General features: G+C 37.5%; 16 protein-coding genes. 12 read left to right on the top strand and 4 right to left on the bottom strand.

Translation table 11 applies throughout. The features are described 5' to 3' along the window. Positions 1–119 precede the first annotated feature (119 nt). The 4 genes from EU510_RS04650 (at position 120) to EU510_RS04635 (ending at position 3,657) form a co-directional block, all read left to right on the top strand. A complete protein-coding gene (locus EU510_RS04650; RefSeq protein ID WP_262501189.1) occupies positions 120–971 on the top strand; it encodes an SMP-30/gluconolactonase/LRE family protein in 852 nt (283 codons plus the stop codon). A 315-nt stretch (positions 972–1,286) separates the two neighbouring features. Then, positions 1,287–2,396 carry a mandelate racemase/muconate lactonizing enzyme family protein gene (locus EU510_RS04645; protein WP_149592463.1) on the top strand — a complete coding sequence of 370 codons (1,110 nt, stop codon included), beginning with the start codon at positions 1,287–1,289 and terminating at the stop codon, positions 2,394–2,396. 516 nt (positions 2,397–2,912) lie between these two features. Beyond that, on the top strand, positions 2,913–3,170 hold the full coding sequence (locus tag EU510_RS04640) for a cupin domain-containing protein (RefSeq protein WP_149592462.1): 258 nt from the start codon (positions 2,913–2,915) through the stop codon (positions 3,168–3,170). 88 nt (positions 3,171–3,258) lie between these two features. After that, a complete protein-coding gene (locus EU510_RS04635) occupies positions 3,259–3,657 on the top strand; it encodes a hypothetical protein (RefSeq protein ID WP_149592461.1) in 399 nt (132 codons plus the stop codon). 29 nt (positions 3,658–3,686) lie between these two features. On the opposite strand, the gene EU510_RS04630 is transcribed toward EU510_RS04635, so the two are convergent. Further along, a complete protein-coding gene (locus EU510_RS04630; RefSeq protein WP_149592460.1) occupies positions 3,687–4,073 on the bottom strand; it encodes a YkgJ family cysteine cluster protein in 387 nt (128 codons plus the stop codon). A 210-nt stretch (positions 4,074–4,283) separates the two neighbouring features. Here EU510_RS04630 and EU510_RS19875 point away from each other — a divergent pair, with 210 nt between their 5' ends. From EU510_RS19875 to EU510_RS04620, 4 genes are all read left to right on the top strand, one after another. Continuing rightward, positions 4,284–4,457: a hypothetical protein gene (locus EU510_RS19875; protein WP_188085398.1), complete on the top strand. Its 174-nt coding sequence runs from the start codon at positions 4,284–4,286 to the stop codon at positions 4,455–4,457. A 272-nt stretch (positions 4,458–4,729) separates the two neighbouring features. Then, the gene (locus EU510_RS20010) at positions 4,730–4,909 is read left to right on the top strand and encodes a hypothetical protein (RefSeq protein WP_262501188.1); all 180 of its coding nucleotides are present in this window, start codon (positions 4,730–4,732) and stop codon (positions 4,907–4,909) included. Next, positions 4,888–6,000 carry an IS4 family transposase gene (locus EU510_RS04625; RefSeq protein WP_316836173.1) on the top strand — a complete coding sequence of 371 codons (1,113 nt, stop codon included), beginning with the start codon at positions 4,888–4,890 and terminating at the stop codon, positions 5,998–6,000. The genes EU510_RS20010 and EU510_RS04625 overlap by 22 nt, the downstream gene beginning before the upstream one ends. A 406-nt stretch (positions 6,001–6,406) precedes the next feature. Further along, on the top strand, positions 6,407–6,835 hold the full coding sequence (locus EU510_RS04620) for a tetratricopeptide repeat protein (RefSeq protein WP_149592459.1): 429 nt from the start codon (positions 6,407–6,409) through the stop codon (positions 6,833–6,835). A gap of 107 nt (positions 6,836–6,942) precedes the next feature. On the opposite strand, the gene EU510_RS04615 is transcribed toward EU510_RS04620, so the two are convergent. From EU510_RS04615 to EU510_RS04605, 3 genes are all read right to left on the bottom strand, one after another. Then, positions 6,943–7,860 carry an alpha/beta fold hydrolase gene (locus EU510_RS04615; RefSeq protein ID WP_262501187.1) on the bottom strand — a complete coding sequence of 306 codons (918 nt, stop codon included), beginning with the start codon at positions 7,858–7,860 and terminating at the stop codon, positions 6,943–6,945. 428 nt (positions 7,861–8,288) lie between these two features. Next, on the bottom strand, positions 8,289–9,401 hold the full coding sequence (locus EU510_RS04610; protein ID WP_149592457.1) for a 6-bladed beta-propeller: 1,113 nt from the start codon (positions 9,399–9,401) through the stop codon (positions 8,289–8,291). Positions 9,402–9,482: 81 nt separating this feature from the next. Further along, the gene (locus EU510_RS04605) at positions 9,483–10,247 is read right to left on the bottom strand and encodes a phytanoyl-CoA dioxygenase family protein (protein ID WP_149592456.1); all 765 of its coding nucleotides are present in this window, start codon (positions 10,245–10,247) and stop codon (positions 9,483–9,485) included. Positions 10,248–10,482: 235 nt separating this feature from the next. On the opposite strand from EU510_RS04605, the gene EU510_RS04600 reads away from it, so the two are divergent. From EU510_RS04600 to EU510_RS04585, 4 genes are all read left to right on the top strand, one after another. Further along, entirely contained in the window at positions 10,483–11,253 is a 771-nt protein-coding gene (locus EU510_RS04600; RefSeq protein WP_149592694.1) for an IclR family transcriptional regulator, read from the top strand. Between the two features lie 310 nt (positions 11,254–11,563). Beyond that, positions 11,564–14,335, top strand: a complete 2,772-nt coding sequence (locus EU510_RS04595) for a TonB-dependent receptor (protein WP_149592455.1) — start codon at positions 11,564–11,566, stop codon at positions 14,333–14,335. Positions 14,336–14,410: 75 nt separating this feature from the next. Further along, entirely contained in the window at positions 14,411–15,979 is a 1,569-nt protein-coding gene (locus tag EU510_RS04590; protein ID WP_149592454.1) for a tryptophan halogenase family protein, read from the top strand. A 33-nt stretch (positions 15,980–16,012) separates the two neighbouring features. Then, positions 16,013–16,729: a SapC family protein gene (locus EU510_RS04585; RefSeq protein ID WP_149592693.1), complete on the top strand. Its 717-nt coding sequence runs from the start codon at positions 16,013–16,015 to the stop codon at positions 16,727–16,729. Positions 16,730–16,777: the final 48 nt, after the last annotated feature.

Below are 16,777 nucleotides of genomic sequence, written 5' to 3'. Positions count from 1 at the left end.
ATACTAAGCGCTGTGTGTATTTTCTGTTTAGACGTATCTGATAATACAGTTGTCAAGGAAGCTAATACACAGCTACTTCAGCAAGGCCCCTATAAAATATTTAATGAGCAAGCACTTAGGTGCTTGACTTAAATAACCTTGTAAAAACCCTCGCTTCGGGTTATGACTGGCTAGAGGGGCCGGTTTGGGTTAATCAAGGAGGATATTTATTATATTCTGATATACCTAATCATCAGGTTTATAAATATACACCAGGTAAAGGTGCAAGTTTGTACTTAGCGCATAGTGGCTATTCAAATGGTTTAATTGTAAATAAACAAAATGAGCTTGTGCTTTTGCAATCGCGCTCACGTGTTATATCAAAAATGAAGACGCCATTAAACACGCCTAAATCACAATACCTACAAATTGTAAGTCATTATAATGGACAAAAGTTTAACAGCCCAAACGATGGCGTTTTTAACGACCAAGGCATGCTTTATTTTAGTGCTCCACCCTATGGTTTACCTAATCAATTAGATGATGAAGGCAAAGAGCTTAAGTTTCAGGGGGTATATTCACTTAAAAATACAGGGGAACTCACTTTATTGGATCGTGATCTTATTTACCCTAATGGGGTCGCATTATCAGCTGATAATAAAACGTTATATGTGGCGGCATCAAATGCTAATAAACCTGCGTGGTATCAGTATGATTTAAATGACAGTGGTGCAGTGGTAAATAAATCTTTATTTTATGAATTACCACCAGTAATTAAGTATGACCAAGGCTTACCAGATGGTTTAAAGGTACATAAAAGTGGGATTATATTTGCTACAGGTCCCAATGGGTTATGGTTATTTAATAAAAATGCTGAGCTACTAGCTCAAATTGAAATGCCAAATATTAGTGCTAATCTAACGTTTAACCAATCACAAAACCGCGTTTATATAACAGCGCATACACAGCTATTGGCACTTGATTTAAAATAGTTTTGTTATTCTATTGTTAAATTAAAGCCCCTATAAGCACGCTTAATAGGGGCTATTTACTCTTTGTTGCCTACATGAATGAAGGTAAGGGCGTGAGTAGGACGCGGAAGCTTTGCTCGGTTTTTACTTAGCCCACTAGTTTACAAATCTCACGCTGCGATTAAATAGCCTATAGTTTGAACAAATTTTAATTCTCAAAGAATAACAGGCCCTCGGATAATTTCGCTTAATTAAACAGATAACCTTTACAACAACAAACACCTGTTGTAAATTGTTAACAATGAACAGTGTCATGTAAACTAATTCGGTGGCTTAATGAAAGTATCATCACAAACAATCAAAAGTATAAAAGTCGAGTATTACCAAATTCCGCTAGCAGAAGTGTTAAGTGATGCAAAGCATGGCGATCACACTCACTTTGAAGTTATTGCGTTGCATATCATGACTCACGACGGGTATGAAGGGATGGGATATACCTACACTGGTGGAAAAGGTGGTCGCGCAATTTATTCACTCCTTAACGATGAAATAAAGCCCGGATTAATTGGGCAAAATTCTATGTCTATCATGGCAATTTGGGACAAATTGCAGTGGGATCTTCATTATGTTGGCCGAGGTGGACTACTTAGCTTTGCGATTTCAGCAGTTGATATAGCGCTGTGGGATATTAAGTGTAAGCGCTTAAATGCGCCATTATGGCAAGTTGCGGGTGGTAGCAGTGACCAAACAAAATGCTATGCAGGCGGAATAGATTTAAACTTTAGTAAAGAAAAACTGCTTAGTAATATAGATGGTTATTTAAATCGTGGCTTTAATGCAGTAAAAATTAAAGTCGGTAAACCCAACTTTAAAGAAGATATAGAACGTGTAGCCGCAGTAAGAGATCTAATAGGTAAAGATAAAACTCTTATGGTAGATGCCAATTACTCAATGACTGTTGAGCAAGCTATTCGTTTTGCTAAATCTATTGAAAAATACGACATAACCTGGTTTGAAGAGCCGACTATACCTGATGATTACAAAGGCTTTGCTCGCATAGCACAAGCGACTTCAATACCGCTTGCAATGGGTGAAAATTTGCATACATTGCACGAGTTTGGTTATGCGATTGAGCAAGCTAAGTTAGGCTTTTTACAGCCTGATGCGTCAAACATTGGCGGTATTACAGGGTGGTTACACGTGGCAAGTATGGCATATACACACAACTTACCAATTTGTAGCCATGGCATGCACGAGTTACATGTCTCACTGTTGGCATCTCAGCCTCATGCCGGCTTCTTAGAAGTTCATTCATTCCCTATAGATGAATATACAACACGTCCTTTAAGGCTTAAAAATGGCCAAGCATGCGTTCCAGATATAATAGGTACGGGTGTAGAATTTGACCCTCAACTAGTGAAACAGCATTTGATTAAACAGTCGTAATAACAAAAATTAGTAATAAAAGAAAAGAGTTGTTGTGTGTCCACAAATTCAGCGTAGAGATTATTTATCAAGGAATGAATAATTACCTCTTTGTCATAAGATTAAATTTATGAGTACTGATTTTGTGGACGCTTTTATAAAGTTAAATTGTGATTAGTATTGCAACTATTGATTGTTTTACACAAACCCAAATTGCTAAGTCTGCTGTAAATCCTATGGTTGTAATTAACGCCGAGAATAGTTTTATTTCAATGCTTTAAATTAATTAGTTAGGGGCTCTCACAACCCCGCCAAAGCCAGCTTAAATTGCTGGCTTTTTATATTTCACGGGGGGATTACCATTTATTAGTTCTACTAATAAATACAAATCTGTTTATGATGTGATTAATGTATGGGCACTCATTAGTGATTGACCGTACCGTTTAGGAGCCAGATTTTTAAAACTCAGATACAATTTTTATACTTAATTTTTATGTGTATTATATTTGCTTATTCTATTAGCGAAGAAGAAAATACATGTCTGCATCTCCAATCAATTTACTCGATAAATTTTCAAAGCTTTCACAGCAGTGGTCACCTAAAGTAATTGCTGAAATGAATGATTACCAATTTAAACTCGCTAAGATTGAAAATGAATTTACATGGCATTCTCATGCAAACACAGACGAAGTGTTTTTAGTTATTAAAGGAGAAATGAGTATTGAGCTTCGAGGAGTCATTAACACTGGGGAAAACAGTTCAGTACTCACCGCTGAAAATGATGTGTGGATTTAGGCTATTATACTAAATATAAGTATCTCAATGTATTGAGCAAAGTGCCTAATATTATTAAAGCTATTCAATAGCTGCTACATAAAAATACTTGATTAAAAATGGATTATTTATCAAATATATCGGCGTAATATTAATAGGCCCTTTAGCTTTATTTCCTGCTTGTGCCTTACTTGCTATTGTATCTGCTCTGTTTGGATATCAGCCCTTAAAAAACTATATAGATGCGATACTATTCTCGGCTGCAATGGTTGGCGGAAGCTTCTTTTATGTCTATTGCGTACTATTTGTTTACGGGGTACCAATTTCAATTTTATTAAAAAGATTTAATATTTGTAATTTACCTATGGTACTTCTAGCGAGTGTAACTCCATTTATTATAATTATTCCAATAGGGTGGGATGAGCCTATAAGACCCTTACTTTTAATTTGCTTTGGCTCTATTGTTGTTGCTATACACGCTTACTCTTGTTTAAAAGTAAAAAATTAACCAATAAACTTTTTGAGCTTAAATGAGAGTTACCGACTATCAATCATAAGTATATCGAGTTTATGCTGAGCTCTGGCCTGATTTTTTATGTCGATAGGTTCAATCATCTCGCATTCGTCTCTGATCATTTCAGGTATTAGGCTAGGGTAGTGGCGACAGTCCTCAGGTCGGTCGAGGTAGATACTGCAGGTATACATATTTTTAGCGAGAGGGTCTTTTTTAGGGGCAATTTCTAAAAATGGGCAAGCATTTAGCCTTAATCCTGTTTCAGGATCGAACCAAATCTCATTGTTTTTAACGTATTCATAAATTTCGGGATTAAAAAGCTCCCATAAATCTATTTCTTCTTTTGATGCGCTTAAATCGCCGCCGCCGTATTTAATACAGCATTTACCACACTGGTTACATTCTTTCATAATTTAGTTGGCTGTTAACGAGTTTAAGTTAGTTGCTAGTGTAGCACCGAATTTATTTATAGCTGTTCTAAAAGACTAGCGTTTTTGATAATAAACAAATCATACATACTAAAATTACTGATGACATACCTTGTTACCCTTTATAGCGTGCACATCAATATGAATAGTTTAGGCTCAATGTTTATAGAAATAAATTAGCAGGGAGTAACCATGAAAGACGCTTTAGATAATTTTAAGACAGAATTTAATGCAAAACGCTTCTATTGGAAAAATCTGAAAAGCAACAAAGCAAAAGTGTTCTTTATCCTCTTATTTGTAGTTGTTGTTGTGCTAAAAATATTTACGACTGTTTTTACCTTCGATTGGATAGTGGGTTTGCTTTAGTGCCTTTTTCCGTTTCTACCTGAGTACGTTAAGTTATAGGGCGTGTTGAACTCTGTGGATTGAAATTTGTTCAATCTAGAGTCGATTTAATCGCGGCGCGAGGTTTGTAACTTAGTGGGCTAAGTAAAAACCGAGCAAAGCTTCCGCGTCCTGCTCACGCCCCTTACCTACATCCATGTCATAGGTAAGATCTTAAGAAATTGAGTTGAAGCTCAATTCATGATCAAATGGTTGTTACCACACAAACCACAGAATCAAGAAAAGAGCTTCAAATGAATGCTAACATTTTTATTAATAAGTTAAAAAGTATCCTAAGTGAAAAAAAACTGAACCGACTTGGTAAACAAGTAGCATTTACTAAAAGAGAAAGAAATATTACCGCATTTCATATGGTTGTTAGTCTTGTTGCTGCGCTTGGGGATAAAAAACGATCTATTTATCCGAAATATTAAGAGTTTATAATCAGCTAACAGGGCAGTCTATTAAGTATAAGCCTTTTCATAACCAGTTAGTTAAACCTGAACTAGCTGAACTAATGCGAGAGGTAACAAATAGAGTTTTTAATTGTTGGATAAATGATGCGCTTAAGTACACTAAAAAAGATTTGTTCAAGTTTGAGAATATTTTAATTCAGGACGGTAGCTCTATTATGCTTCATCGTTCTTTAAAAGATGTTTTTCCTGGGCGATTTTCAAATACGTGTCCAGCAGCCATTGAATTGCATGCTACTTTAAATTTAACGCAAGGTTGCTTTGAAAAAGCAGGTATAACACCAGACAGTTACTCTGAACGTGAAGAACTTCCAACATTTAAAGAGTTGAAAGGACAGTTGTTACTTGCTGATAGAGGATATTATTCAGGTAGTTATATTCATGAATTAGATAAAGCAGGAGGATTTTACGTATTAAGAGCGAAGGGATTAAAAGCAGTCAGAGTACATAATGCTTTTAAGCAAAATGGACAGGAATTAACAGGAAGTCATTCCCCAAAGTTATGTGAATTGCTTCCCGAATTACCTAAAAATGATCTTATTGATATGAATGTTAGCATAAAAAACAAGCTAACAAGAGTCATTGGGTATTGGTCAAAAAAAGAAAAACAATATACATTTTTAGTCACTAATTTATCTATTGATGAATTTACAGCGACTGAAATAGGCAAATTATATAGGTTACGCTGGCAGGTTGAATTACTTTTTAAGGAGTGTAAGTCTTATAATAATTTACGCGGCTTTCAAACATCAAACGCAACCTTACAAGAGGCGCTAATTTATGTAAGTTTAATAGTAACCACGCTTAAAAGATTTTTAACTGGCTGTATTGAAAAGATATTTAAAACTGAAATGTCTACAATGACAGTAGCAAAAACAACGGGTGTTTGGTGGATTGCCATATTAACAGCGATTATTAGGAAGCATAGGAAAGGATTGTTAAATGCAGTTAATGGAGCATTTGACTTTCTGAGGAAAAATGCAGCTAGGGCACACCCCAAACGCGATCGAAAAACAGGAGTATTTCAGTATGGGGTAGAGCCAAATTTTTAAGGCTGTACTTAATGTTTTTCTTAAGTACCTACCTATGACATCCATGTAGGCAACAAAGAGTTAATCGTCTCTAGAAAGAACCCAAAGGGCAGCGCATGTTTGGCATTAATGCTACGTTATCGCTCATTTATGGGGAATAACCACACAATATAGGCTCTGCCTTGCTTAACTACCAAACATACTGCTGCAAATTCAACCACCAAAGATCAACACGCCCTAGCCCTAATTTGAATAAAATTTTAACCACAAGGCGTTTAACGTCCACGCTATGGTCATTATTAATGTATTATTACGCCATACAGCTAATTCAATAAATCAGTGGTTAAAATAAGCTTTTAACGACTGAACATACTATTTTTACTAAAGTAAAAGCATTTAGTTTAGTAACTCTAAAGGATACCTCGCGATGATGAACACAAAAGTATATAAAGCGGTACATGACCTTGCAGAAGATTTAATGGCGGCAGCTAATAAAAATAACCGTGAAAAGTTTGAATCGTTATTTGCAGAGCTAAAAGCTATTTGTATAGAAAATGAAAACACATCAAAAGATCACCCTGTACAATGGGAAACGCTAGCTGATTTTACCGAAGAGCTAGAGGAGGCAATCACTACTTATGAAAAAGCATTAGAGAAGTCGGTTGCGATTAATAACAAAGATCACATGTCGTCAGTTGCTTTTTCAATGGCTACGTTACAACTAGAGCTTGGTCAAAAAGACGAGGCCATTAAAAATCTTCAAAATGCTAAAGTTAGCGCTAATAAAATTGAAGACAAAGAGCTTAAAGCTGAAATACATGACCTACTAGAGTCACTTATTGAAGAAGAAGGTTAAGCTGATTTAGTGAGTATTATTTAACGTTTTATTTAACTTTATATTTAACAAGAAAGCGCTGGTGGGCTATTTCATACCTTCAGCGCTTTTTTGTATTACAAAGTAAATTAGTTTTGTTTGTTTTTAATCGCTAATTTATCCATAAAGTCCACAATGTACTTTGCTATTTCAACTGGTTTTTCTTCAACACTAAAGTGTCCAGAATCAAGTAAGTGTAGTTCTGCATTTGGTACATCTTTTAGATAAGCTTTAGCGCCTGCGGCTATAAATGCAGGGTCATTTTTACCCCATACAATTAAAGTAGGTGGCTGGTACTTACGTAAGTAAGCTTGCCACTTTGGGTAGTCGAGTAGGTTGTTGTAGTAATCTTGCAGCAATTGCACCTGAATTAATCTATCAGCTCTGGTTTGTAAAAAGTGTGAATCGTGGGTCCAACTGTCGGGGCTCATCACATTGGTATTGTTTTGTACGTCACGTAAATATTGTTTATCAACAATGGCTTGCTCAGAGGTGAATGAATATAGTTTATCTTGTTGTGTTTGTGATTTATCCTCATTTGCGTTCTTAAAAAACGCTTGCCTAGCAGGTGTTAGTCCCTCCAAATATGCATTACCGTTTTGTACAATAAGTGCATCAAGTTGATCCGGATTACTTAACAACATTCTAAAGCCTACAGGTGCTCCAAAATCTTGAACGTAGAGGCTGTAGCGCTTTAGTTTAAGCGTTGTCAGTAGTCCTTCAACATATCTAGCCAGTAACTCAAAAGTATATTTTTGATCCCCAAGGTTTGGACGGTCGCTATAACCTGAGCCTAAATAATCAGGTGCTATAACATGATAACGACCAGATAAAAGCGGAATAAGCTCACGGTAGCTATGTGATGACGACGGATAACCATGTAAAAGTACAATCGTTTGCTTATGCTGTGTGCCAGCTTCTCGGTAAAAGATCTTTTTACCCTCTACATTTGCATATTTATAAACTGTTTTTGAAGGCCATACTGCATCAGTGGCATACACTTTCACACTAGCAAAAGCCACGCTAATTAATATAAAGACGATAAATGAAAGTAAATTAGATGGTTTTATTCTAATTAGATTTTTTAAATTATAGGGCATAAGTAAACTCGTTAATGTTTTGGAAATACAGCTTTATTAACTAATTAGACCAGCTGTCTTAATAATTGCATTCATTAAAACTTCCAATTCACTTAAATATATAAGTATAAAATAGAAAAATCGTTAATCGTTTAACCTCCAAAAGATCGATTCGAATCTGTCGTAAAAACTAAGTGCATATAAAAAATTTAATACTTGTACTTATTTCATGCCGTTAAATTAAAAATGTTTAGCAACAGTTACTCAAGATTGTTTTGCCGTGTGTCTTATAAGTGACTATTATTTGTAACTACAGGAAAATTGTCAGCAATAAACAATGCGGCTTTTGTATTAAGTTATTCTGACTGCTTTATTAATTTAATTGGGTATGTTTTAGAAGAGTTCCACTGGCCTACATATAAGTTGTCCTCTTGATCTACACAAATACAATGCACGTGATTAAAAATGTCCCCGTTACTTCGCATCGGTTGTAGTTCACCGTTTATGTACTGCGGTTGCGGTGCCCCTAAATTAGCTATGAGTGTGTTATTTTTATCAAATATACTAATAAAACCAGAGTCGTCAGCATTTTTATTGTCAATATGCGACCAACACACCGGAGCGTAAAATAGTTCACCTTTAAAAACTGGCCCACCAATATACGCGCCGTTCGCACTTATTTTTGAAAGGTATTCACCTTGTAGAGAAAACACTTTTAAACACTGTTCAAAACGAGAGCTGACAATTAAAGTCGGGTTGGTGGCATCACGTAAATCAACCTCGATGCCATGGGTATTATGTAAATTGTAGTTGGCATCATTGTTATCATGCCCACCCCAGTGCTTGATATATCGGCCGTGTTTATCAAAGTGCAGTAAAAAGTCGCTGCCGTAACCATCAGTAACATATAAGTCACCATTTGGGGCTATGGCTATATCAGTAGGGCGAAAGGGTTGATCTGGCGTATAAGCACCGTATGTTTGCGGGTGACCAATGGTGTAAACAAGTTTGCCATCTAAAGTCATTTTCGCAATAAATCCGGCTTGTGGAATGACATTATTAGTCGGACTATCCCATTGCTCTTTGCTCTGACCATCCCAGTGACGATTAACAATCCAGCCACTGTCGACAACATATAAGAATTCTTGCTCGCCTTCTTTGACAATTTTTAAAGCATGGCCGCCAGGAAATAGTGTGCCAAATGCATCGAGAAGTTCACCTTGTTGTGAATACACCAAAATATTATTTTGGGTATTATCGGTGATCATAAAAATACGCCCTTGTGAATCCATTACCATGGCGTGGCAATTTTCGATTGGGTACTGTTTAGGATCGAGTTTGCCCCAATGCGCATCTACTTTATATTTGAATTTACCATGACCAATTATTTTACCGTGGGGATCTTGGCCGTTTTTAGGAAATGGGTGCGCAAATTGTTGTTTTTGTTTTTCAGTTAGGCTACAAATCATTGGTTTTCCAAATTAAAAAACCAACTCAAGAAAAGGGCTAACAATCTATGAGTTGGTTTGGCTAGAATTACGGATGAACAGTTAAGCGGATTTCCAGTTCAAAATGGCATCGTCGTTAACGGGGTCTAATGGATAATAAACAGCTTCGTTTTCTTTAAAGGATTGATTAGTAACTGCGTTAAATGCGCAGATCATTGACCAACGCGGCTCTGCAGCACGGTTTTGGTTGGATTTATGTAATAAATTACAGTGGAAAAACAGGACATCACCAGGTTCAAGTTCTACATTGACCAGCTCATGGTATTTCATTGCTTCTTCAACAAATTCTAAACAGGCACCTTTTTGATCGCCCGTTTTACTGTGATCAAGTCGGCCTAAATGATGTGAGCCTTTTAAAACTTGTAAGCATCCATTTTCGATTGTTGCTTTATTAATAGCCACCATACAGCTAATCGCTTTAGGGTAAAGCATGTAGTTATCTCGATGCCAGTAACCAAAGTCTTGATGCCACTCCCAAGCGCCGCCAACAAACGGTTCTTTCATCATTATTTTAGTACTTGTATGGTATACCTCTTCACCAATCAGAGTTTCACATACATCAACTAAACGACGGCCACGTGAAAACATACTGTAAAAGTCATCACCGGTTTTTTGCCACAAGCACACTTTACTTACTGCACCATCTGCATCTTTTTTATGCCATGCTCGCTCGTACAACGAATCATCATTAAAGGCGGTTTGCTGTAAGCGGGCAATTTCTTGTTCGTCGTAATAGCCTTTTGCTATAACGTAGCCATCTCGATGAAAGTCAGCAATTTGTTGTGGTGTAAGTTGTCTGTTGTTCATAATTGGGTGTCCTGTAAATGACGACTTGTTGTAAATTGTTGACAATAATGAGTTGAATTAGTTAAACGGTCAAGCTTGAATTTATATAAAAATATGATATTCATATATAAATTAAAGCTGTAATGATTAACTAATTGTTTCTACTAAAATTCAAAAATTATGAGCTAGAAAAATTATTTTTTTATTCATATATGAAGATGGCGAATTGTCATGTTTTTATAAGGTTGGGTGGATGATGAACACAAAAGTAAAAAGTAAATACGCGGTACCTGCGTTAGATAAGGGGCTAGATATACTTGAGTTTTTGGTACTTAAAGGAAGTACTTGTTCACAAAGTGAAATAGCGGCAGGGCTGGGTCGTAGTGCAAACGAAATTTACCGAGTGCTGGTTGGCTTAGAGTCTCGGGGCTATTTAATACGGGATGAATTTTCGGGGCGTTATAGCTTATCTTTAAAGCTTTATAATTTATCTCGGTCTATTTCGCCGATTGATCAAGTGCGTCAATGCGCCATTCCTTACATGGAAGATTTAGCGGTGAGTTTGGGACAGTCATGCTATTTAACTATGCTGTATCAAAGCCAAGCCATGACGGTGGTACAAGCTCGCAGTCACAGTGCAATGCACTTAAGCATTGCAGAAGGATCATTATTTAAGCTAAGTAAATCAACGGCGGGTCAATTATTATTAGCAAATAGTAACGAGCAAGTTCGTGGTATGTTGATTGAACATGATGCAAGTTATAGTACGTTAAAATCTAAAGCGCTAAGCCAGTTGCAACATGAACTCGATGTTATTTGTACACAAGGTCAGCTTGTACAGAGTAATCCTTTGATCACCGGTGTTGATGATTTCTCTGTGCTGATAGGTAAACCCCAAGCAAAATTGATAGCTGCACTGACTATTTCATCTTTTGATGCAGAATTAACATCAGCAGTGAATGCCCAAGCAATAATCGCAGAGCTTAAAAGTACTGCAAGCAAAATCACGGCTTTACTAAACAATTAAACTGATTGGTGAATTTAACGCGCAAAACTGTTTGCGCTGTATTTCCCAGGTGTCTAAAACCCATTAAAAAACCACCTCTAAACTACTTAGTTATCAATACTTCCTCGCCATTTTAAAATCACCTATACAGTGGCGTTAGTTTAAATTATTAGCGCAGTTGTAAAATTTTTGTTTGATTTCGATTGACTTAATGAGAGGTGTTCCATTATTGTTAAAGTTAATTGTTAACAATAATCTGATAACAATAAGGCGTCTCATTAAAATATTAAACAACAATTACACTCTACAAACACATTATTTAGGTGCAAAAATGACTCACACACAATTTAAATTAAATGCGATTTGCGCAGCTATGCTACTCACATCCACATTGACTTATGCTGAGCAAAAAAACGATACATCAGCGCAAAATGATTTAGAAGTTATTCAAGTAACTGGTATCAGAAGTGCTCTAAGTAAATCTGCATCAATAAAACAAGATTCATCAGGTGTAGTTGATGCTATATCCGCTGAAGACATAGGCAAACTTCCTGATACTAATTTAGCAGAATCATTACAGCGTATTAGCGGCGTATCTATTGATAGAGCCAATAACGAAGGTAACCAAGTAACAGTGCGTGGCTTTGGGCCAAGCTTTAACTTAGTGACTTTAAATGGCCGTCAAATGCCAAACTCGTCAGTTTTACAAGAAGCTGGTGTGTCACGTAGTTTTAATTTTAGAGAAATTGCAGCTGAAAGTGTCTCTGGTGTAACTGTTTATAAAACAGGTAAAGCGAATGTCGCATCAGGTGGTATTGGTGCTACCATTGATATTAATACCGCTAAGCCATTTGACTATGATGGCTTTAAAGCATTTGCAAATGTAAAAGCAATTAAAGACACGAGCTCAGAAAAATCGAATGTCACGCCTGAAATATCTGGCATGATCAGCCAAACGTTTGCCGATGATATGTTTGGTGTATTGCTGTCTGTTTCACATTCAGAACGAGAAAGTGGTCGTGAACGTGTTGGAACTTCACAAGGTTGGGTTAAAAACCGTGCTAACCCAAATGGTGTTGATAGCAGTGCTATTGATACTTCAGTCAATCCTACGGGAACTTACTGGGTGCCGTGGACACCAGAAATGGAACGTTTTGAAACGGAACGTACCCGTGATAACGCCCAATTAGTATTACAATTTGCACCTACAGATAATATAACCGCTACGTTTGACTATACTTTATCGCGCTTTGAAGAAATCAGTGAAACGAATAAAATGACATTTTGGTTCGATAACCCAGGTGGTACAGCAGATCAAAATGGTACTTTATTGGATATCACTAATGCCAATGATGAACTTAATTTTTGGGCATGGGAGCTTTACGAGAAAAAAGAGAACGACTCTTTTGGTTTAAATCTCGCATGGCAAGCGTCTGATTCACTTAAATTGAGCTTTGATGCCCATGATTCAACTTCTCATTCAAACCCTGATGGTAATACGGCCGAAACAATCGCGAACTTAAAAAACATTCCTGGTTCTGTGGATTTAATAGGTGCTAATTTCTCAACTGAAGTGCCACGTATTACAGTTGATGACTCATCACTACCGGGCGGCGCTTATAATCCAGATAATATCGTATCGGATTTGTATCAGCGTCGTGGCTATGAGATGAAAAATAACATCAAGCAATATCATGCCAGTGGTATGTGGGAAAACTTAAACAGTGGTGCAATTTCAGCAATTCATTTTGGTGCTATGTACACTGATTATCAAATTGATACTTATTTATCTGAGCAATTCTCATTCGTAGATGTTCCATTAGAAAGTTTAGGAATGACTTTTGATGATGCCTCTGGATTTGCTGACAAGTTTTCAGGGTCAGACCAATTATTCCCTTATATACCAAGGTTTAGTGCGCAAGACTTTGTTGGTATTGTGCAAAATGAAGGGTTATTTAGAGATCCAGATATTTCAACTAATGGCGTACAAGAGCAAACATTGGCATTTTACGTGTCATTAGATGTAAGTACCGAGTTTAATGATATTCCCATAGACATGAATGTTGGGGTACGTTATGAAAGCACGGATGTAACCGGTTACTCTGTGAAGCCAGCCATCGTTGCACTAAATTACCGCCATGCTGAAGAGCTACGTCCTGTGTATGCCGCTGAGGCAACACCACAAGAGCTGGAAGGTGAGTACACGCGTATCTTACCAAACCTTGATTTAAGTGCTGATTTAGATAACGGATACAAAGCACGTTTTTCTTATAGCCGAACACTTGCCCGTGCAGGCATTGGTGCCATGTTCCCGTCAACAACAATCAATGCACGCCCAGAAGGCCCGTTTAATGCATCGCAGGGTAATCCAAACCTTTTACCCATTACTTCAGACAACTTTGATTTTTCGTTTGAGTGGTATGGTAATGATGGTAGTTATGCATCAGTCGGTTATTTCAAAAAGTTTGTAGAAAACTTCATTGGTGCAGGAGTTGTACAAGGCACACTTGATGACATTAACGGTGAGCCACTGCGCGATCCAAGTGCAAATCCGCGCCCAGGTTGTCCAGATAGCTCTGATACGCCAAACCCTGCATGTATGAGTCAAGCGTCTGACCCAGTTGTGACCTTTGATATTTCAACACCTGATAACTTACAAAATCGTGAAGTAGATGGTTGGGAATTAAATGGTCAATATATGATTGAGGATACCGGTTTTGGTGTTGTTGCTAATTATACCATAGTTAACAGTGACGAAGAGTTTGAACCGTATAACTTTGATCAAACCATTGCTCTAGCGGGCTTGAGTGACTCTGGTAACCTTGTTGGTTTTTATGAGAATGACGACTTCGAAGTGCGTCTTGCTTATAACTGGCGTGACGAGTTCTTACTTTCGCTAGGCACAGAGCCTACATTTACTGAAGCATATGGTCAGTTAGATTTTAACTTTAATTACACGATTAATGAATCGTACTCAGTTAATTTTGATGCGCTTAACTTGACTGACGAAACCGTTCGTCGTCATGGCCGCTTTAGCGAACAACTAATATCTGCTGAGCAATATGGCCCACGTTATAGCATAGGTTTCACTGCTAAGTGGTAATGAGCTAATTTGAAAGAGCAAGGCACTCGTAGTCTTGCTCTTTTTGCTCGCTATATAGCAATAATAGAGGTTGCTATGAATGACACATTAAAATCAATTGTAATCGTAGGTGGCGGAACCGCAGGCTGGTTAAGCGCAGGGATCATCGCCGCTTACTTACAAAAACACCATAGTCTTAATTATAAAATTACCTTAGTAGAATCATCAGATATAGCAACGGTTGGCGTCGGTGAGGGCACATGGCCGACCATGCGCAGAACGTTACAAAATATGGGGGTTGATGAAGCACAGTTTATTAATCAATGTAACGTAACGTTTAAACAAGGCGCTAAATTTGCTAACTGGCATAGCACAAAAGAAAACGACTTTTATTACCATCCACTGATGATGCCGCAAGGCTTTGTAGATAATGCTTTAGCTGCAGCTTGGCTAACCCAAAACACTGATTCAGCCGAACCTTACAATCACTTTGCAAATTTTGTTTGTCCTCAACACGCTTTGTGTGAGCACAATTTAGCACCTAAAGCCCTAACAACAGCGCAATACAGTGGTGTGGCAAATTACGCGTATCATTTAGATGCTGGCTTATTTGCTACATTTTTAAAAGATCATTGCATCAACAAATTAAACGTAACACATGTGATAGCCAGTGTTTTATCGGTAAATAATAACGTCCATGGCGATATACACTCATTAAGTTTGGATAATAACACAACGATTTGCGGCGATTTATTTATAGATTGCTCAGGGTTTAAATCTTTATTGTTAGGTGAAAATTTAAAAGTCGGCTTTAAATCATGTAAAGACATTTTATTTGCTGATAGTGCATTAGCAGTACACATGCCGTATGAAGATGACACTCAGGCAATTAGTTCACACACCATTTCTACAGCACAAACAGCGGGCTGGATATGGGATATTGGTCTGCAAACACGCCGTGGAGTAGGGCACGTTTACTCAAGTCGCCATATCAGCGAGGAAGAAGCCAAAGAGCAACTTTTTGATTACTTAAATATCTCCCCCACTAAGCGCGCTGACTTTAATGTTAAAAAAATTAGTTTTGAACCAGGACACCGAGAAAAGTTTTGGCACAAAAACTGTGTAGCGATTGGTTTGTCGGCTGGCTTTTTAGAGCCATTAGAGGCATCGGCCTTATTGCTGGTGGAAATATCCGCTAACTTTATAGCAGAGCAATTACCGGCTAATCGCCAAGTCATGGATATAACCGCCGCGCGATTTAATCGTACTTTTAACTACCGTTGGCAGCGTATTATCGACTTTTTAAAGTTGCACTATATGTTAAGTGAGCGAACCGATAGCCTTTTTTGGCAGCAACATTGTGCTGAGCAAAGTATCCCGCAAAGCTTACAAGATGACTTAGCACTATGGCGAACACATATCCCTAACGACAACCACTTTGATTATTCTGTTGAGGTATTTCCGGCAGCAAGTTACCAATACGTATTGTATGGCATGGGGTTTAAAACGGCGACGACCCATTATGGTAATCACCCTAGTGCGATTAAAAAAGCGCAAAATCTAGCAACTAAAAATACCAAAGACACGGCTGAATTAGTGAATAAATTACCGGATAACCGCACATTATTAAAACAAATAAAACAGTATGGTTTACAAAAAATTTAGCTTAAAAACCGCACTTAAATGAGTAACTTTACGATGACAAACGCAACATTATTAGATAAAAATACACACGCAAACTTATATATAAACAATGCGCGCGCTGGTGAACTTGGTGACAATATTAATTACATTCCCATAGTCGCTGATGAGCTAAAGCAGTTGGTGTTAGATTACCCTGTGTACTTTATGAAAAACCCACAAACAGGCCAGTTTGAATTGTATGCTTTGACTGGATTTACAGCGGGAGAGAATTTATTTTTGCACCAAGGAAGCTGGCGAGCACAACACATACCACTGCATATAAAGCGTGAGCCATTCAAGTTAGGTTTACGTGATACGCCAGAAACACAGCCATCGGATAACGACCTCGCTGTGCTTATTAATCAAGAACACCCACGTGTTAATGCAAATATAGGAGAGCGCATTTTTGATCCACAGGGAGAGCCCACGGCCTACTTAAACGCTGTTTGTGAGCAGTTAATGATGCTGATACATGGTAATAAGCGCACTAGTGCATTTATAACGACCTTGCTAGAGCATGAGTTGTTAGAAGCCGTACAACTGAGCCTTACTCAACATGGCGAAAAGCAAACCTATACTGGTTTATACGCCATTAACGAACAGGCATTGGCGCAGCTTGATATACAAGCACTTAAGTCATTACACGAAATGAGCTATCTCCAAGCCTGTTATATGATCATCGCTTCAACAGGTCATATACAGAAGTTATTAAACTGGAAGAGCGAACTTTAAAATTACAGATGTAATAGGCCGTTTTGAGCGATAACCGGACGGTCATCT

The sequence above is a fragment of the Pseudoalteromonas sp. FUC4 genome (assembly GCF_008370255.1).
GTDB lineage: Bacteria > Pseudomonadota > Gammaproteobacteria > Enterobacterales > Alteromonadaceae > Pseudoalteromonas.
Note: the sequence above shows the minus strand (reverse complement) of the source record. Positions and strands in the feature narration are given on the sequence as shown.